General features: G+C 63.8%; 14 protein-coding genes. 3 read left to right on the top strand and 11 right to left on the bottom strand.

The annotated features are described in order from the left end of the window. Nucleotides 1-306 precede the first annotated feature (306 nt). The 9 genes from nhaA to ACEOAC_RS13745 form a co-directional block, all read right to left on the bottom strand. Nucleotides 307-1,491, bottom strand: a complete 1,185-nt coding sequence (nhaA, locus tag ACEOAC_RS13705; protein WP_413444905.1) for a Na+/H+ antiporter NhaA — start codon at nt 1,489-1,491, stop codon at nt 307-309. A gap of 219 nt (nt 1,492-1,710) precedes the next feature. Further along, a complete protein-coding gene (locus tag ACEOAC_RS13710; RefSeq protein WP_006464846.1) occupies nt 1,711-2,148 on the bottom strand; it encodes a universal stress protein in 438 nt (145 codons plus the stop codon). A 260-nt stretch (nt 2,149-2,408) separates the two neighbouring features. Next, nucleotides 2,409-3,209 (bottom strand): N-formylglutamate deformylase, encoded by an 801-nt coding sequence (hutG, locus tag ACEOAC_RS13715; protein ID WP_241812277.1) that lies wholly within the window; start codon nt 3,207-3,209, stop codon nt 2,409-2,411. Nucleotides 3,210-3,219: 10 nt separating this feature from the next. Further along, on the bottom strand, nt 3,220-4,653 hold the full coding sequence (locus tag ACEOAC_RS13720) for a formimidoylglutamate deiminase (protein WP_413628399.1): 1,434 nt from the start codon (nt 4,651-4,653) through the stop codon (nt 3,220-3,222). Nucleotides 4,654-4,751: 98 nt separating this feature from the next. Beyond that, nucleotides 4,752-5,414, bottom strand: coding sequence for a HutD family protein (locus tag ACEOAC_RS13725; protein ID WP_413444221.1), 663 nt, complete (start codon nt 5,412-5,414; stop codon nt 4,752-4,754). Then, nucleotides 5,404-6,177 (bottom strand): amino acid ABC transporter ATP-binding protein, encoded by a 774-nt coding sequence (locus tag ACEOAC_RS13730; RefSeq protein WP_102662535.1) that lies wholly within the window; start codon nt 6,175-6,177, stop codon nt 5,404-5,406. Before ACEOAC_RS13730 ends, ACEOAC_RS13725 begins: the two co-directional genes overlap by 11 nt. After that, on the bottom strand, nt 6,177-6,842 hold the full coding sequence (locus tag ACEOAC_RS13735; RefSeq protein ID WP_102662536.1) for an amino acid ABC transporter permease: 666 nt from the start codon (nt 6,840-6,842) through the stop codon (nt 6,177-6,179). Before ACEOAC_RS13735 ends, ACEOAC_RS13730 begins: the two co-directional genes overlap by 1 nt. Nucleotides 6,843-7,036: 194 nt before the next feature. Continuing rightward, the gene (locus ACEOAC_RS13740) at nt 7,037-7,789 is read right to left on the bottom strand and encodes a glutamine ABC transporter substrate-binding protein (protein ID WP_006464852.1); all 753 of its coding nucleotides are present in this window, start codon (nt 7,787-7,789) and stop codon (nt 7,037-7,039) included. A gap of 122 nt (nt 7,790-7,911) precedes the next feature. Further along, nucleotides 7,912-8,649 (bottom strand): IclR family transcriptional regulator, encoded by a 738-nt coding sequence (locus ACEOAC_RS13745; protein WP_039876652.1) that lies wholly within the window; start codon nt 8,647-8,649, stop codon nt 7,912-7,914. Between the two features lie 262 nt (nt 8,650-8,911). Here ACEOAC_RS13745 and ACEOAC_RS13750 point away from each other — a divergent pair, with 262 nt between their 5' ends. The 3 genes from ACEOAC_RS13750 (at nt 8,912) to prpF (ending at nt 13,516) form a co-directional block, all read left to right on the top strand. Continuing rightward, nucleotides 8,912-9,634: a GntR family transcriptional regulator gene (locus ACEOAC_RS13750; protein ID WP_006464854.1), complete on the top strand. Its 723-nt coding sequence runs from the start codon at nt 8,912-8,914 to the stop codon at nt 9,632-9,634. 73 nt (nt 9,635-9,707) lie between these two features. After that, entirely contained in the window at nt 9,708-12,329 is a 2,622-nt protein-coding gene (acnD, locus tag ACEOAC_RS13755) for a Fe/S-dependent 2-methylisocitrate dehydratase AcnD (RefSeq protein ID WP_413444222.1), read from the top strand. Then, on the top strand, nt 12,326-13,516 hold the full coding sequence (gene prpF, locus ACEOAC_RS13760) for a 2-methylaconitate cis-trans isomerase PrpF (RefSeq protein ID WP_413444223.1): 1,191 nt from the start codon (nt 12,326-12,328) through the stop codon (nt 13,514-13,516). Before acnD ends, prpF begins: the two co-directional genes overlap by 4 nt. A gap of 16 nt (nt 13,517-13,532) precedes the next feature. On the opposite strand, the gene dld is transcribed toward prpF, so the two are convergent. Together dld and ACEOAC_RS13770 are read right to left on the bottom strand one after the other, a co-directional pair. Then, a complete protein-coding gene (gene dld / locus ACEOAC_RS13765) occupies nt 13,533-15,239 on the bottom strand; it encodes a D-lactate dehydrogenase (protein ID WP_413444224.1) in 1,707 nt (568 codons plus the stop codon). A gap of 8 nt (nt 15,240-15,247) precedes the next feature. After that, the gene (locus tag ACEOAC_RS13770) at nt 15,248-16,294 is read right to left on the bottom strand and encodes an ABC transporter permease (RefSeq protein WP_006464860.1); all 1,047 of its coding nucleotides are present in this window, start codon (nt 16,292-16,294) and stop codon (nt 15,248-15,250) included. Nucleotides 16,295-16,296 lie beyond the last annotated feature (2 nt).

A 16,296-nucleotide genomic window follows, 5' to 3' on the forward strand; every position in this document is an offset into this window, starting at 1 on the left:
ATGATGTAAAGAATCCATTATTCCGCGCAGCAGCATTTGGCGCCGGTCCTGCCCTGCATCAACAGAACCAAGCAGCAGTGCGCATTCTCACGGATGAGCACATAAGCCCATTGCAGGGCAGATATGCACTAACGGTGTGCAAAAACTTAATTTTTGATCAATCTTTTGCGTTGCAAAACCGAAAGTTGTTGAATAGTCGCCAAACGACGACGTGATGCGAATTTGACGAGGGATTGGGATGCTTTTAGGCGGCATCCGCCCTGCTGGCCGCCCCGACATGTCACGATGGCCTGATGTTCACGCCGTTTATATCTTGCGCCACAACACCAGCGTTCCGCACAAGCCCGCCAGGATGGAACCACCCAACACGCCGAGCTTGAGCTTGGCTTCGAAATCGGCGCCCAGGCCCTGGAAGGCCAGGCCGCCGATGAACAGGCTCATGGTGAAACCGATCCCGCACAGCATGCACACGCCGATGAACTGGCGCGTGGTGGCGCCGGCCGGTGCATCGGCCAGTCCGCTGCGCACCATCAGCCAGGCGGCACCGAAGACGCCGATGGTCTTGCCCAGCACAAGGCCGGCAGCAATCCCCAGTGGAATCGGCTCGAACAGGCTGCCCAGCGACATCCCCTGCAGCGAAACGCCGGCATTGGCAAAGGCGAACATCGGCAACACCAGGAACGCCACCCAAGGGTGGAGCCCGTGTTCCAGTGCGCCGGCCAGCGGCTGCTCGTCGGCATCGCGCATGGGAATGGCCAGCGCTGTCACCACCCCGGCCAGCGTGGCATGGATGCCGGACTTGAGTACGCAGACCCAGATCACCAGGCCCACCAGCAGATAGACGTCGGCGCGGCGCACGCCGCTGCGATTGAGCAGCAACAGCACCAGCGTACCCACGCCGGCGCCAGCCAGCATGCCCAGTGAGAGGTTGTCGGTATAGAACAGGGCGATGACCACGATGGCACCCAGATCGTCGATGATGGCCACGGCCGTCAGGAACACCTTGAGCGAAGTCGGTACCCGTGAGCCCAGCAGCATGACGATGCCGATGGCAAACGCGATATCGGTGGCGGCCGGGATGGCCCAGCCGCGCAAGGCGACCGGGTCGCCGAGATTGATCAGGGCATAGATCCCGGCCGGCACGACCATGCCGCCCAGGGCTGCGGCGGCGGGCAGGATGGCCTTCTTGCGCGAGGCCAGTTCGCCTTCCACGAATTCGCGCTTGATCTCCAGCCCCACCAGGAAGAAGAACACCGCCATCCACAAATCATTGACCCACAGCAGCAAGGGCTTGGACAAGACCACCAGTCCACCGATATCGACCGTGCCCTGGATGCGCGTAAAGGCCTCGTAGGCCTGACGCCAGCCACTGTTGCTGACCAGCAGCGCCAGTACGGCGGCAATGGCGAGCACGATGCCACCGGCCGCTTCATGAGCGAAGAATTGGGTAAAGGCGTTACCGCCCGGGGATTGGTGAGGGGTGTGGGCCAATGGCTGCTCCTTGTTGTCGTTTCATGAACCAGGCCAGACTGTAACAAGGCAGCGCCCATTCTCCAAGTCTTGACGATGGCTGGGACGACTCCCACCGGTACATCAAGCGCAAACAAAATGAACAAAAAAAAGGGCCGTCCCTCTCCACAGGAACGGCCCGACCCTCCACACCACAAACCTTATACGGTACGCCCCGCTACAGGGACGCGCCTTGATGGATCAACGGAACACCAGGACTGGCACCTTGCTGCGTGCCAGCAGCTTCTGCGTCTGGCTGCCCATGAGCAGCCGGCCCAGCGTCGAACGCGCCTTGGAGGCCATGAAGATGGCGTCGCAGTGTTCGCGTTCGGCCACGCGCATGATTTCTTCGTAGGGGCGGCCGCCCTGGGCCACCTGCACCGAGCAGGGAACGCCCTGCTCGCGCGCCATTTCAGTGATCATTTCCACGCTGGCCATGGCACGTGCGCGGCCGGCTTCGTCGGTACGGGCCACGTCCACGCCTACGCTGACTTCGGGGATGGACAGTGCTCGCAGATTGCCGGCCACCGACAGCCCCACCAGATTGCTGCCGCAGCTTTTCGCCAGTGCGATGGCCGCCTTCACGGACTCGTTACACAGACGGGAACCATCGGTTGCCAGCAGTATGTTCTTGAACATGATGACCTCAGGGGGTGACAGGAATGGCGTCGGACTCGTTGTGCATTTCGCCTTGCGTATTGCGTATTGCGTCGAGCTCGTATGACTGCATACTAAGGCCGCGCCATCTGAAGCGACTTGACATGCATCAAGCGCCACGGGCTCGCCAGGCCCGTCCTGTGCGCATTTGCGCTGGATCAAATGGCGCCCTGCCCGGGAGCTGCAGATGCAAAAACGGCCTGCGCAATGGCAGGCCGTCCGCTGGCATCCAGGGGGCTCGTCTACGTCGGACGAAATGCCAGGAAGCGCTCTACCAGTCGCTGCAGCACCGGCTTGAGCTGGCCGGCCAGGGTGTGATCCAGGGCGTACGGGGCCTCCTCCTGCATGTAGCTGCGCTGGGCCAGTTCCAGCTGCATAGCGTGGACCTGCTGCGCCGGCTGTCCATAGTGGCGCGTGATATAGCCGCCCTTGAAGCGGCCATTGAGCACCGCCGGATAGTGCGGCGCCAGTTGCTGCGCCAGCGCCAGCAGATCCTCGCCCAGGCCCGGCGCACAGGCCGCACCACTGGCGTTGCCGAAATTGAAGACCGGCAGTTCGCCCTCAAACAGGTGCGGGATGAGCGAACGGATCGAATGCGCATCCCACAGCAAGGCATAACCGTGGATGGCCTTGAGGCGCGCCAGCTCGCCCTGCAGGGCGGCATGATAGGGATGCCAGTAGATCTGCAGGCGGCGCGCGATCTCGGCCTCATCCGGCTCGCAGCCGGGACGATACAGGGCGACGTTGTCGAAGGTGGTCAAGGGGCACAGGCCGGTGGTGTTCTGCCCCGGATACAGGCTCTGCCCATCGGCCGGACGGTTCAGGTCGATGGTGTAGCGCGAGTGGAAAGGTCGCAGCACCGAAACGCCCAGCGTACTGGCGAAGTCGTAGAGCTCGGCGATGTGCCAGTCGGTATCGTCGACCTGCAGGCCGGTCTCGCTGAAGGACGATTGCAGGTCCTGCGGCAATTGCGTGCCGACGTGCGGCATGGAAATCAGCAAGGGGGTGCTGCCCTGGTGCAACTGGTAGATATCGTTCGACATGGTTTCTTCCTCAGTCCTTCAACAGTTCGGCAACGGCGCTGCGATAGGCGCGACGGGCGCTGTCTTCCAGCGCATGATGACCGGCCGCGACCACCTGGCGGCCGCCAACGTAGACATCGCGGATGGGCTGGCCGTCATGTTCGCAGAAGACCAGCGCCGACAGCAATTGCTCCGGGCTGCGGTCGGCCAGGTTGATGTCCTCGCCGTCGAGGACGATGAAATCGGCACGCTGGCCCACGGCCAGCCCCGCCACCGGGCGTCCGCTGGCAGCGGCACCACCCGCCACGGCGCGAGCATACAGGCGCTCGCCGACGATGGGCTCGGCTTCGGAAGCCAGCACGTTGCGGCGGCGATGGTGCAGACGCTGTCCATACTCCAGCAGGCGCAGTTCGGAGCGCAGGTTGATGGCGATATTGCTGTCCGAGCCGATACCCCAGCGCGTATTGGACTCCAGCAGGCGGGCCGCATCGATGATGCCGTCGCCCAGATTGGCTTCGGTCGTCGGGCATAGCCCCACGACGGCACCACTGGCGGCGACGGCCTGGTATTCGGCAGCATCCATGTGGGTGGCATGCACCAGGCACCAGCGTGCGTCGATGGCCTGCAGCGAGTGCAGCAACTGCACCGGTCGCTGGCCGCACCAGGCCAGGCAGTCCTGGACTTCACGTTCCTGTTCGGCGATATGAATATGCACCGGGGCATCCTGTCCGCCGGACTGGTGCCGCAAGCCGCTGACCAGTTCCTCCAGTCCTGCCGGCGATACTGCCCGCAGCGAATGCGGTGCCACGCCATAGCGGCGCATGGGATTTTCCGGCAAGGCGTGCAGCAGACGCTCGCGCAGGGCCAGCAGGCTCTGTGCCGTGCCGATGAAGCGCGCCTGCTCGGCCGAGGTCGGCTGGCTGCCGAAGCCACCATACTGGTACAGCACCGGCAGCAAGGTCATGCCGATGCCGACATCGCCGGCCGCCTGCATCACCCGCAGCCCCAGTTCGGCCGGATCGGCATAGGCCGCGCCGCCGGGGGCGTGGTGCAGGTAATGGAATTCACAGACCGAGGTATAGCCTGCCTTGAGCATCTCGATGTAGAGATGGCGGGCGATGGCTTCCAGATGTTCCGGTTGCAGGCGCTGGGCGAAGCGGTACATCAGCTTGCGCCAGCTCCAGAAGGAGTCGGAGGGGCTGCCCATGACTTCGGTCAGCCCGGCCATGGCGCGCTGGAAGGCATGCGAGTGCAGATTGGGCATGCCGGCGATCACCGGGCCGCTGGCCACTGCGGCTTGTCCCGGGGCCTGGTCGGCACGGACTTCGATGAGCGCGCCGGTCTCGTCCCAGCGCAGCATGACATCGCGGCGCCAGCCTTCCGGCAGCAGGGCCAGGGGGCAGAATATCGTGCCGCCGGCAAAGGGAGTGAGGTATTGTGGGTCTAGTTCGCGAGGCGATGCCATGTGCTCACCTTTATTATTGGCGTTTCTTGAAAATGGATGCCGGGCAAGGCCATACCGCTTGGGGCGGGTGGAAGATGACCGTGCCGGCACCCGAAGGACTAGCTCTGCGTTCCTTCAGGGGTGAGGCGGATGCAGACCGCCAGCACCACGCTGCCGGGCGTGCACAGCAGATCCGGCTGGCGCGTGCCGTGACCGTCACGCAGGCGGGCGAATTCACCGCAACGCAGGGCTTGCTGCAGACCGCTTTCGTCCGACAGGCAGGCCGCGCCACGCGCTACATACAGCAATGCGGTATCAGCCGGCAGGCAGCGGGAATTCTGCTCGCGCAAGACCACCACCTTGCCGCTTGCACGTTCGCGCCGGACCATCAGGTTGAAGTCCAGCGTCGGCGCGCCATGCAACTGGACACTGATGGCCTGTTCACCCGGGAACTCATGCGGTACGAAGCATTCTGCCAGATCGTGGACGCGCGCTCCGTCGGTATACATGCCAAAGCCGCCGCCTTCGAGCAAGACGATGGTGCGGTCGATGCCGTTAAAGGTCGAGAACGCACCATCGGCACCCACGTCGGCCACGCTGACCCTCCACAGGAAACCGGCGAAATCCGACTGCGGTGGCTCCACGCAGAGCTCACGCGTCTGCCCGCCCTCGTTCTTCCAGGGGACGGCAGTGATGCGGCCCAGTTCGCCCACGAACTGGATGGGGCTGGCCGGTTTTTGCGCGCGGGCCGGGGCCTGTGTCTGGCTCAGATCAAGCGCCATGGGCGACCTCGCGTGCCAGCATGGTCTGCAGGAAGCTGCGGGTACGGGCTTCGCGCGGCGCAGTGAAGATGGCCGACGGCGGGCCGGATTCGACGATGCTGCCGTGATCCATCACCACCACCACATCGGCCACTTCGCGAGCAAAGCCCATTTCATGGGTGACGATGAGCATGGTCATGCCTTCGGCCGCCAGGTCCTTCATCACCTGCAGCACTTCGCCGACCAGCTCCGGGTCAAGCGCCGAGGTCGGTTCGTCGAACAGCATGACCTTGGGGTCCATGGCCAGCGCACGGGCGATCGCCACGCGCTGCTTCTGGCCACCGGACAGCGTGCCGGGGAAATCCTTGGCCTTGTGTTCCAGGCCGACCTTCTTCAACAGCCGCAGGCCCTGCTCCTGTGCCTCCTTGCGCGGTACGCCGCGCAGGCAGGTGGGGGCCAGTGTGATGTTGTCCAGCACGCTCAGATGGGGGAACAGGTTGAAGGACTGGAACACCATGCCCACTTCGGCGCGCAAGGCATCGAGCTTGGTTTCGGGCATCATCCGACCGCCCTCCACCACCGGATGGCCGCTGACCACCACGGTGCCGCCTTCGGCGGTCTCCAGGCCGTTCAGGCAGCGCAGGAAGGTACTCTTGCCACTGCCACTGGGGCCGATGATGACCACCACCTGGCTGGGCTGGACTGAAAAGTCGATGTTCTTGAGGACGACATGACTGCCAAAGGATTTCTGCAATCCCTTGATTTCGACGATGGGCTGCGACATCAGACCCTCCCTTCCGAACGCAATACTTTTTCGATCCGGCGCAACACCAGGGTGGTGGCGCTGGTAAGAACCAGATAGATGACGGCGATGGCCAGATAGGTCTCCAGCGACCGGTAGGTCACGCTGATGATCTTCTCGCCCTCGTGCATCAGGTCGGCGATGGTCAGCAGCGACACCAGCGCCGAATTCTTGATCAGCGCGATGAATTCATTGCCCAATGGCGGGATCATGCGCACGAAGGCCTGCGGCAGGATCACCCGGCGCATGGCCATGCGGTAAGGCAGGCCCAGCGAGCGGGCCGCTTCCATCTGGCCGCGCTCGATGGACTGGATGGAACCGCGCACGATCTCGGAGACATAGGCCCCGCTATAGATGCCCAGCCCGAGAATGCCGCAGACATAGGCCGGCAGCAGCAGGCCCAGGTGCGGCAGCCCGAAGAACCAGAGGAACAGCTGTACCAGCAGCGGTGTGCCCCGGACCAGGGTCAGGTAGACGGTGCAGATGCCGTAGATGAAGCGTCGCTGCGGGTTGAGACGACCCAGGCCCACCAGCAGGCCCAGCACGCAGCCCAGCACCAGCGAGGCTGCGGTGATTTCCACGGTGATCAGGGTGCCGTGGAGGAGCGCCGGCCAACTGTCCCAGACGCCTGAAAAATCCAGATTCATGAAATGCTCCGGCAAAAGAGGTCCCGTTCCCGGTCGGATCGTCAACGGGCCGGGCCTTGTGCGGTCTCAAGGAAGGAAGATGCGTGAAACTGCGTGAAAAAATGCAGGAAAGTATGCACGTAAGGCAGCGGCCGTCGGCCTCACCGGCTCACGCCGGCCGCTACCCCGGCCCAAGCCGGTGCTTGAAGCGTAGCTTACTCGGCCTTGCCGAACCACTTGTCGGTCAATGCGGTATAGGTGCCATTGACGCGCAGGGTCTGCAGGGCCTTGTTGAGTTGCTCGGCCAGCTCGGTATCGCCCTTGCGCATGGCGTAACCATAGAGTTCGGTGGTCAGGCCCTTGTCCAGCACACGTACCAGCGGCTGGGTACGGGCATATTCCACCGCCGCGGGACGGCCGGTCACCACCGCATTGACGCGGCCGGTCGCCAGCAGGTCGAACATGGCCTGGTTCTTTTCCACTTCCACGCGCTCCACGCCCGGGTAGTTGTCCTTCAGGTAGCTGACCGACTTGGTGCCCACCTGGACCGAGACGCGCTTGCCCTTGTTCAGGTCGTCCGGCACCTTGATGCTGGTGTCGTCACGACGCACCAGCACGGCCAGGCCGCCACGGTAGTAGGGATCGCTGAAGTTGACCACCTTGCGGCGCTCGTCGGTCATGTAGATGGCCGATGCGGCGATGTCGAAACGGTTGGAGATCAGGCCGGGAATGAGGCCCTTGAAATCGATATCGACCCACTGGACCTTCTTGCCCATGGTCTTGGCCAGGGCTTCGATGAGTTCGATGTCGAAGCCGGTGCGCTTGCCGTCCTTGACGAATTCCATTGGCGGGAAGGTGGCGTCGGTGCCTACACGGATCACGTTGTCGGCGGCGTGGGCGGCCGGCATGACGGCAGTCAGCATGGCAATGCTGGCGGTGAAGGCGCAAAGAAGCTTGGAAATCTTCATCATGAGTTCCTCAATAGAAACGACAACATGGACTGGACGCCGGAGTATTCCGGCGCGATGGACTGCAAAATCCCTGGGGCATTCCGCCCGTCACGCCCCTAGGACGGCGCGACCGGGCAGGTTCAAAAACGATTACAGATGCGCTGTGCCGCTTCCACCGTCATGCGCACCAGTTCCTGCTCGCGATTGCCCACGCGCAGCGCCGGTGCCATCAGGGTGATGGTGCCTTCCAGACGGCCATTGGAGGTCATGATGGGAACGGAGACACCCCACACGCCCAGGTCGACTTCGCTCTCGCTGATGCAGTAGCCGCGGCGACGGATTTCATCGAGCTGGGCTTCCAGCGCGGCGACCTCTTCCGGCTTGTCCACGAGCTGGTCGGCCACCAGTTTCTGTTGCAGCTTGCGCGGCATGAAGGCCAGCAGGCTCTTGGCCGAAGCGCCCTTGAGCAGCGGATGCGCCCGGCCCTTGGTGAAGGAACAGCGCAGCGGCTGGTCGCTTTCTTCCATGGCGATGCACACCATCTGGCCATTGATCGGCACCAGCAGGCCCACGCTCTCACCGCTGCGCTGGACCAGGGAGATGATCTCTTCCCGGCTCTGGCTGATCAGGTTGGAATTCTGGTCGAAGCCCCAGGCCAGTTGCACGCCGGTCGGACCAGGCTCGAAGGTGCCCGAGTTCATATGCTCCTGCAGCAATCCCCACTTCTTCAGCGAGGCCAGGTGGCGATAGACGGTACTGACCGGCTGTTGCACCATCGCAGCAATCTGCTTGGCGCTCACGGGCTTGCCGGCACGAGCCACGCCGGCGAGGACGTGGAGTACGCGGTCAACAATGGTAGAGGTTTGTGGAGAGTCCATGACGGAAATATAAGGTTAAATTCTCACTCTAGGTGAACGATTCCCGCATATAGGGAAAAAATTTGAAAAAATTTCGAAGGACATTTCATGTATTCCCAAGCGGCGGGTGAATTTTCTCACCTGTAACGAAAATTTCCTCATGCTATTTTTTAACTGCCTAGTGCTTAAATTGTTATGGTGTCGACACTTCTTCCCTTTTTTAATCAAAGTGCTATGATTAACCGCATCAAATCCCTTGGATTGTCGACACGGTAAAAATGAGATGAGCGAGCTGATTGCGTTGCCCAGTGCCGAACGTGAAGGAGAAACACTGTCCGAACACGTTTTCCGCAAGATCCAGAGCGCCATCGTGCAGGGCGAAATCGCGCCCGGCAGCAAGATTTCCGAACCCGAACTGGCCCGCACCTATGGCATCAGCCGCGGACCATTACGCGAAGCCATCCACCGGCTGGAAGGCCAGAACCTGCTGGTCCGGGTTCCGCATGTGGGGGCCCGGGTGGTCTCGCTGACGCTGGAGGGGCTGGTGGAACTGTTCCAGATCCGCGAATCCCTGGAAGGCATGGCCTGCCGCCTGGCCGCCCAACGCATGAGCCGCGCAGAACTGGACGAACTGCGCCGGGTGCTGGAAACCCACGAGAAGGATGAAGCCTTCCAGGCCGGGCGCGGCTATTACCAGCAGGAAGGCGACTACGACTTCCATTACAAGATCATCCAGGCCAGCGGTAACCAGATCCTGACCCGCATCCTCTGCGGCGAGCTGTACCAGCTGGCCCGCATGTACCGCATCCAGTATTCCGCCGCCCCCAACCGCCCGCGCCAGGCCTTTGCCGAACACCACCGCATTCTCGATGCCCTGGCCGACGGCGACGGCGAACTGGCCGACCTGCTCATGCGGCGCCACATCGGCGCCTCCCGTCGCAACATCGAACAACAGATCGCGCAGAGGGAGAGCGGCAGCGCGAACAGCAGGCGCGATCAGGCCTGAGCGCAGTCATCGCCACGAAACAGCCCAACCCACAATCATTCCAATTCCATCAACGAGACACGAGCCAACTGCCATGAATACCCAATACCGCAAGCCACTGCCCGGCACCCGCCTGGATTACTTCGACGCCCGCGCTGCGGTGGAGGCCATCCGCGCCGGCGCCTGGGAGGGACTGCCCTACACTTCCCGCGTGCTGGCCGAGAACCTGGTGCGCCGCTGCGACCCCGCCACCCTCTCCGATTCGCTGCGTCAGCTCATCGAGCGCAAGCGCGAACTGGACTTCCCCTGGTTCCCGGCCCGCGTGGTGTGCCATGACATCCTGGGCCAGACCGCGCTGGTGGATCTAGCCGGCCTGCGCGATGCGATTGCCGACATGGGTGGCGATCCGGCCAAGGTCAACCCGGTGGTGCCGGTGCAACTGATCGTGGACCATTCGCTGGCGGTGGAATGTGGCGGCGACGACCCGCAGGCCTTCGAGAAGAACCGTGCCATCGAGGATCGCCGCAATGAAGACCGTTTCCACTTCATCGACTGGACCAAGCTGGCCTTCGAGAATGTGGACGTGATCCCGCCCGGCAACGGCATCATGCACCAGATCAATCTGGAGAAGATGTCGCCGGTGATCCACGCCAAGGACGGCGTAGCCTTCCCCGACACCCTGGTCGGCACCGACAGCCACACCCCGCACGTAGATGCGCTGGGCGTCATCGCCATCGGCGTGGGCGGCCTGGAAGCCGAGAACGTCATGCTGGGCCGCGCCTCCTGGATGCGCCTGCCCGACATCATCGGTGTGGAGCTGACCGGTCGTCGCCAGCGCGGCATTACCGCCACGGACATCGTGCTCTCGCTGACCGAGTTCCTGCGCAAGCAGAAGGTGGTGGGCGCCTATCTGGAATTCTATGGCGATGGCGCTGCCAGCCTGACCCTGGGCGACCGCGCCACCATCTCCAACATGGCCCCGGAATATGGCGCCACTGCCGCCATGTTTTCCATCGACCAGCAGACCATCGACTATCTCAAGCTGACCGGTCGTGAAGACGAGCAGGTCAAGCTGGTGGAAACCTATGCCAAGGAAGCCGGCCTGTGGTCCGACACCCTGGCCAAGGCCGAGTACGAGCGCGTGCTGCACTTCGACCTCTCGACCGTGGTGCGCACCCTGGCCGGCCCCAGCAATCCGCACAAGCGCCTGCCGGTCTCCGAGCTGGCAGCTCAAGGCATCGCCGGCAAGGTCGAGAACGAACCGGGCAAGATGCCCGACGGCGCCGTCATCATCGCCGCCATCACCAGCTGCACCAACACCAGCAACCCGCGCAACGTGATCGCGGCGGCGCTGCTGGCGCGTAACGCCAATCGACTGGGGCTGGAACGCAAGCCCTGGGTCAAGAGCTCGCTGGCGCCTGGCTCCAAGGCGGTCGAACTGTACCTGGACGAAGCCGGCCTGACTGCCGACCTGGAGAAACTGGGCTTTGGCATCGTGGCCTTCGCCTGCACCACCTGCAACGGCATGTCCGGTGCGCTCGATCCCAAAATCCAGCAGGAAATCATCGACCGCGACCTCTATAGCACTGCCGTGCTGTCCGGCAACCGCAACTTCGACGGCCGCATCCACCCCTATGCCAAACAGGCATTCCTGGCCTCGCCGCCGCTGGTGGTGGCCTATGCGATTGCCGGCACCATCCGCTTCGACATCGAGCAGGATGTGCTGGGCAAGTCGGCTGACGGCCGCGAGATCCGTCTCAAGGACATCTGGCCCAGCGACGAGGAGATCGACGCCGTGGTCGCCAGCGCCGTCAAGCCACAGCAGTTCCGCAATGTCTACACGCCGATGTTTTCGGCCCGCGTGGATCGCAGCCAGTCGGTCAGCCCGCTGTACCACTGGCGCGCGCAGAGCACCTACATCCGCCGTCCGCCCTACTGGGAAGGCGCGCTGGCCGGCGAGCGCACGCTCTCGGGCATGCGCCCGCTGGCCGTGCTGGGTGACAACATCACCACCGACCACCTGTCGCCCTCCAACGCCATCCTGCTCGACAGCGCCGCCGGCGAATACCTCGCCAAAATGGGCCTGCCGGAAGAAGACTTCAATTCCTACGCCACCCACCGCGGCGACCACCTGACCGCGCAGCGCGCCACCTTCGCCAATCCCAAGCTGTTCAACGAGATGGTGAAGAAAGCCGATGGCAGCGTGCAACAAGGTTCTCTGGCGCGCCTGGAGCCGGAAGGCAAAGTCATGCGCATGTGGGAAACCATCGAAGCCTACATGGAACGCAAGCAGCCGCTGATCATCATCGCCGGCGCCGACTATGGTCAGGGTTCCTCGCGTGACTGGGCCGCCAAGGGCGTGCGTCTGGCCGGTGTGGAAGCCATCGTGGCCGAGGGCTTCGAACGTATCCACCGTACCAACCTGATCGGCATGGGCGTGCTGCCGCTGGAGTTCAAGGCCGGCGAGAATCGCAACACCTATGCCATCGACGGTACCGAAACCTATGACGTCATCGGCCAGCGCCGCCCGCGCGCGGACCTGACCCTGGTCATCCATCGCAAGAACGGCGAACGCGTCGAAGTGCCGGTGACCTGCCGTCTCGATACCGCCGAAGAAGTCTCGATCTATGAAGCCGGCGGCGTGCTGCAACGCTTCGCCCAGGACTTCCTGGAAGCCTCCGCCAGTGCCGGCCAGAACGCAAAGGAACAAGCATGAGCCAAGTCCCCCAGATCCGTATCCCCGCCACCTACCTGCGTGGCGGCACCAGCAAGGGCGTCTTCTTCAAGCTGGACGACCTGCCCGAAGCCGCCCGCGTACCGGGTCGCGCCCGTGACAAGCTGCTCCAGCGCGTCATCGGCAGCCCCGACCCGTATGGCAAGCAGATCGACGGCATGGGCGGTGCCACCTCCAGCACCAGCAAGACGGTCATCATCTCGCACAGCAGCCGTCCCGGCCATGACGTCGACTACCTGTTCGGCCAGGTCTCCATCGACAAGGATTTCGTGGACTGGAGCGGCAATTGCGGCAACCTGTCGGCGGCCGTCGGGCCGTTTGCCATTGCCGCCGGCCTGGTCGATCCCTCCAAGCTGCCGCAGGATGGCGTGGCCGTGATCACCATCTGGCAAGCCAATATCGGCAAGACCATCGTGGCGCATGTCCCGATCCGGGGCGGCCAGGTGCAGGAGACGGGTGATTTCGAACTCGATGGTGTGACCTTCCCCGCCGCCGAAGTGCAGCTGGAATTCATGGACCCGGCGGCTGAAGAAGAAGGCGCCGGCGGTGCCATGTTCCCCACCGGGAACGTCGTCGATACGCTGGACGTGCCCGGCGTGGGCAGTTTCCAGGCCACCATGATCAATGCCGGCATTCCGACCATCTTCCTCAATGCGGAAGAGATCGGCTACACCGGCACAGAGCTGCAGGACGCCATCAACAGCGACCCGGCCGCGCTGGCGCGTTTCGAGACCATCCGCGCCCACGGTGCCATCCGCATGGGCTTGATCACCAAGGTAGAAGAAGCCGCCACCCGCCAGCACACCCCCAAGGTGGCCTTCGTGGCCAAGCCCAAGGAATATGTTTCCTCCAGCGGCAAGACGGTGGGCGTGCAGGATACCGACGTCCTGGTGCGCGCCATGTCCATGGGTAAGCTGCACCACGCCATGATGGGGACCGCAGCGGTAGCCATTGGCACGGCCGCGGCCATTCCCGGGACCTTGGTCAACCTGGCCGCCGGTGGTGGCGAACGCACCAGCGTGCGCTTCGGCCACCCCTCCGGCACCTTGCGCGTGGGTGCCGAGGCCAGGCTGGAAGACGGCCAGTGGGTGGTCACCAAGGCCATCATGAGCCGCAGTGCCCGGGTGCTGATGGAAGGTTGGGTGCGGGTGCCGGGGGACGTTTTCTGACCCCGCAACCCCCCGCCTAACGCCAGTGCTTCAGCCGCGAGGTCTTGCCGATACCGGGGTTGAAGCTGTTGGTCGGGTCGAGCCTGCGATAGAAGTCTTCCAGTGCGGGTTCGGCCCGGTATTGATGGCCGACGTTATGTTCGGCCGGGTACTTGGCGCCCTTGGCGTCGAGCAGGGCCAGGATGGCTGATTTGACCTGCTCGCAGTCTTCCCCCTTCCGGACCAGGTATTCCTGGTGCATCACGTGGCAAAAGAAGTGGCCGCAATACATGGTGAAGCGGATCTTCCCGGCGATCGCGGGCGGCAATTGCTCGAACCAGTCGCGGGTATTGCGCGGTAGCGCGATATCCAGCGCCACGATGTCTTCCACTTCCTGCGCATGGACGGCGCGATAGCGCACGATGGCAGCGCCCACCACGAAGCGGTTGAGGAAGGCCGCCCTGCCCTCAGCGGCATCGCATTCGAAGAAATCCCCCGTCACCGACGGCATGCGCGCCTGCAGCAAGCCCCGCGCGAAGGCCGCGCCGTCTTCACTCATCTTCAACAGCAGGTGGTGCTGGTAGCGATCCCGATATTGCGTCAATCGCGCCGGCAAATGTCGCGGCAACCAGCCGGAGAGCCGCTGCAGCAGGCGATCACTGCAGCCGGGGCGCAGGCCCAGCCGCTCCAGCCAGGCGTCGACCCGGCTCTTCATGGCGAAGGCCTGCATCAGACGTTCCGTGCCGAAATGATGGATGAAGAGGAACAGGTCCTTGCCATAGCGCTCGCTGGCCTCGAAGGCGGAGCGGTGCATGTATTCGCCGGCAATCGGCAGATGCGGCGACTGCTGCAGCAGCCCGCGCCGGATGTCTTCCAGCTCGGCGGCGTCGTTGCTGCCGATGTAGAACACGGTGGACGAGGCATCGGCCGCAAAGGTGTCCAGCCGCAGGGCGAATACCACCACGTGGCCGGCCGAGCCTGAGGCCTCATAGAGGCGGCGCGGGTCGGCGTTGTAGCGGGCTGGCGTGGCGGCGTCGACATCGCGCACATGCTGGGCATACTCATGATCGGACGCATGGCGGCCGCCGCAGTCGCAGTCGGCATCAGCACTAGCGCCACCTGCATCGGTATTGGGCAACTGGCCCCGATCCAGGCAGTCGAGGATTTCTTCCGGTGTCTCTCCCAATTCCAGCCCCAGATGATTGACCAGACGCAGTTCACCGTCGCTATCCACCTGCGCATACAGCGACAACTGGGTGTAGGCCGGACCACGGCGTATCAGCGAGCCACCGGAGTTGTTGCAGATGCCGCCGGTGACGGAGGCGCCCATGCAGCTGGATCCGATCACCGAATGCGGCTCGCGCCCGAGCGGTTTCAGGGTCCGTTCCAGCTGGTCCAGCGTGACGCCGGGCTGGGTCAGCACCTGCTGTCCCTGTGCCAGCAGTTCCAGCCGACGCAGGCGCAAGGTGTTGAGCACGATCACGGGCCGGTCATAGCCCGCTTCGGCCGGGCTGGAGCCGCCCGTCAGCCCGGTGTTGGCCGCCTGGCAGATGACGATGGTATCGGCCTGGTGACAGGCCTGCAGCACCTGCCACATCTGGCGCAGGCTGCCGGGGCGCACCACCGCAGCCGCGTCGCCCTGGCCATAGCGATAGCCCCGGCAATAGCGGCGCTTGGCGGAGGCGGTGGTCAGCACGTGGGACGGGCCCACGATGTCCTGCAGACTGCTGATCAAGGCTTCCATCGTCGGGCTCACTGGACGAAGAAGCGCACGCGGATGGCATCGATGGCAACGGCGATGAAGATCATCACCCCGCCAATCATGCCGACATAGAACGAGGGCACGTTGGTGATGGCCAGGCCGACCTGGATCACCGTCAGCAACAGCACGCCACCGAGGATGCCCAGTACGCTGCCACGCCCGCCGAATACGCTCACCCCGCCGATGATGGGGGCGGCGATCGCATACAGCAGATAGCTCGCGCCCTGGTTGGAGGTGATGGCGATCTGCCAGGATGCCAGCAGATAACCGGCAACCCCCGCCAGGAAACCGGCCAGTGCGTAGCAGATGATCTTGATCCGGTGCACCCGGATGCCGGCCGCATGCGAAGCCAGCGCATTGCCGCCCACGGCGTAGATGGAGCGGCCCAGTACGGTGCGGCGCAGCAGCACCGACATCGCCAGCAAGGCCAGCACGAAGATCACCGGCATGATCGGCCAGCCACCCAGGGTGGCCGATCCGATCCAGATGTAGCCATCGTCGAGGTTGGTGATGGTCTTGCCCTGGGTCAGCGCCAGCAAGGCACCCTGCAGCACGATCATCATGGACAGCGTCTGGATCAGCGAGACCATGCGCAGTCGGGTGATGCACAGGCCGTTGAACCAGCCGATCAGGGTGGCCACCGCCACGCCGGCCAGCATGGTGATCCACCACGGCCCGCCGACGCTGGCATACAGCCAGGCGCCGATGGCCGAGGAAAAGCCCAGGTTGGCCGGCAGCGACAGGTCGATCTCGCCCACCAGTAACGGCAGGGCCACTGCCAGCGCCAGCAGGCCCAGCACGGTGGCCTGCACCAGGATGTTCTGCAGGTTCATCACGCTGAGGAAGAACTGGCTGAACAGGCCGAAGCCCAGCACCAGGGCCACCAGCCAGATCCAGACCACATTGCGCAGTACCCAGCCCAGTACCTGGCGGGGCCGGTGTGATGAACTGCCCTGTGGCCTGCCTTGTGGGCCAGGTTGTCCGCTGGCGGACTGCGGGGCGCCGGGTGTGGCGCCGATTTCTGTTGCGCTTGTCATGC

It is taken from the genome of Herbaspirillum frisingense, assembly GCF_047325095.1.
Lineage (GTDB): Bacteria > Pseudomonadota > Gammaproteobacteria > Burkholderiales > Burkholderiaceae_D > Herbaspirillum > Herbaspirillum frisingense.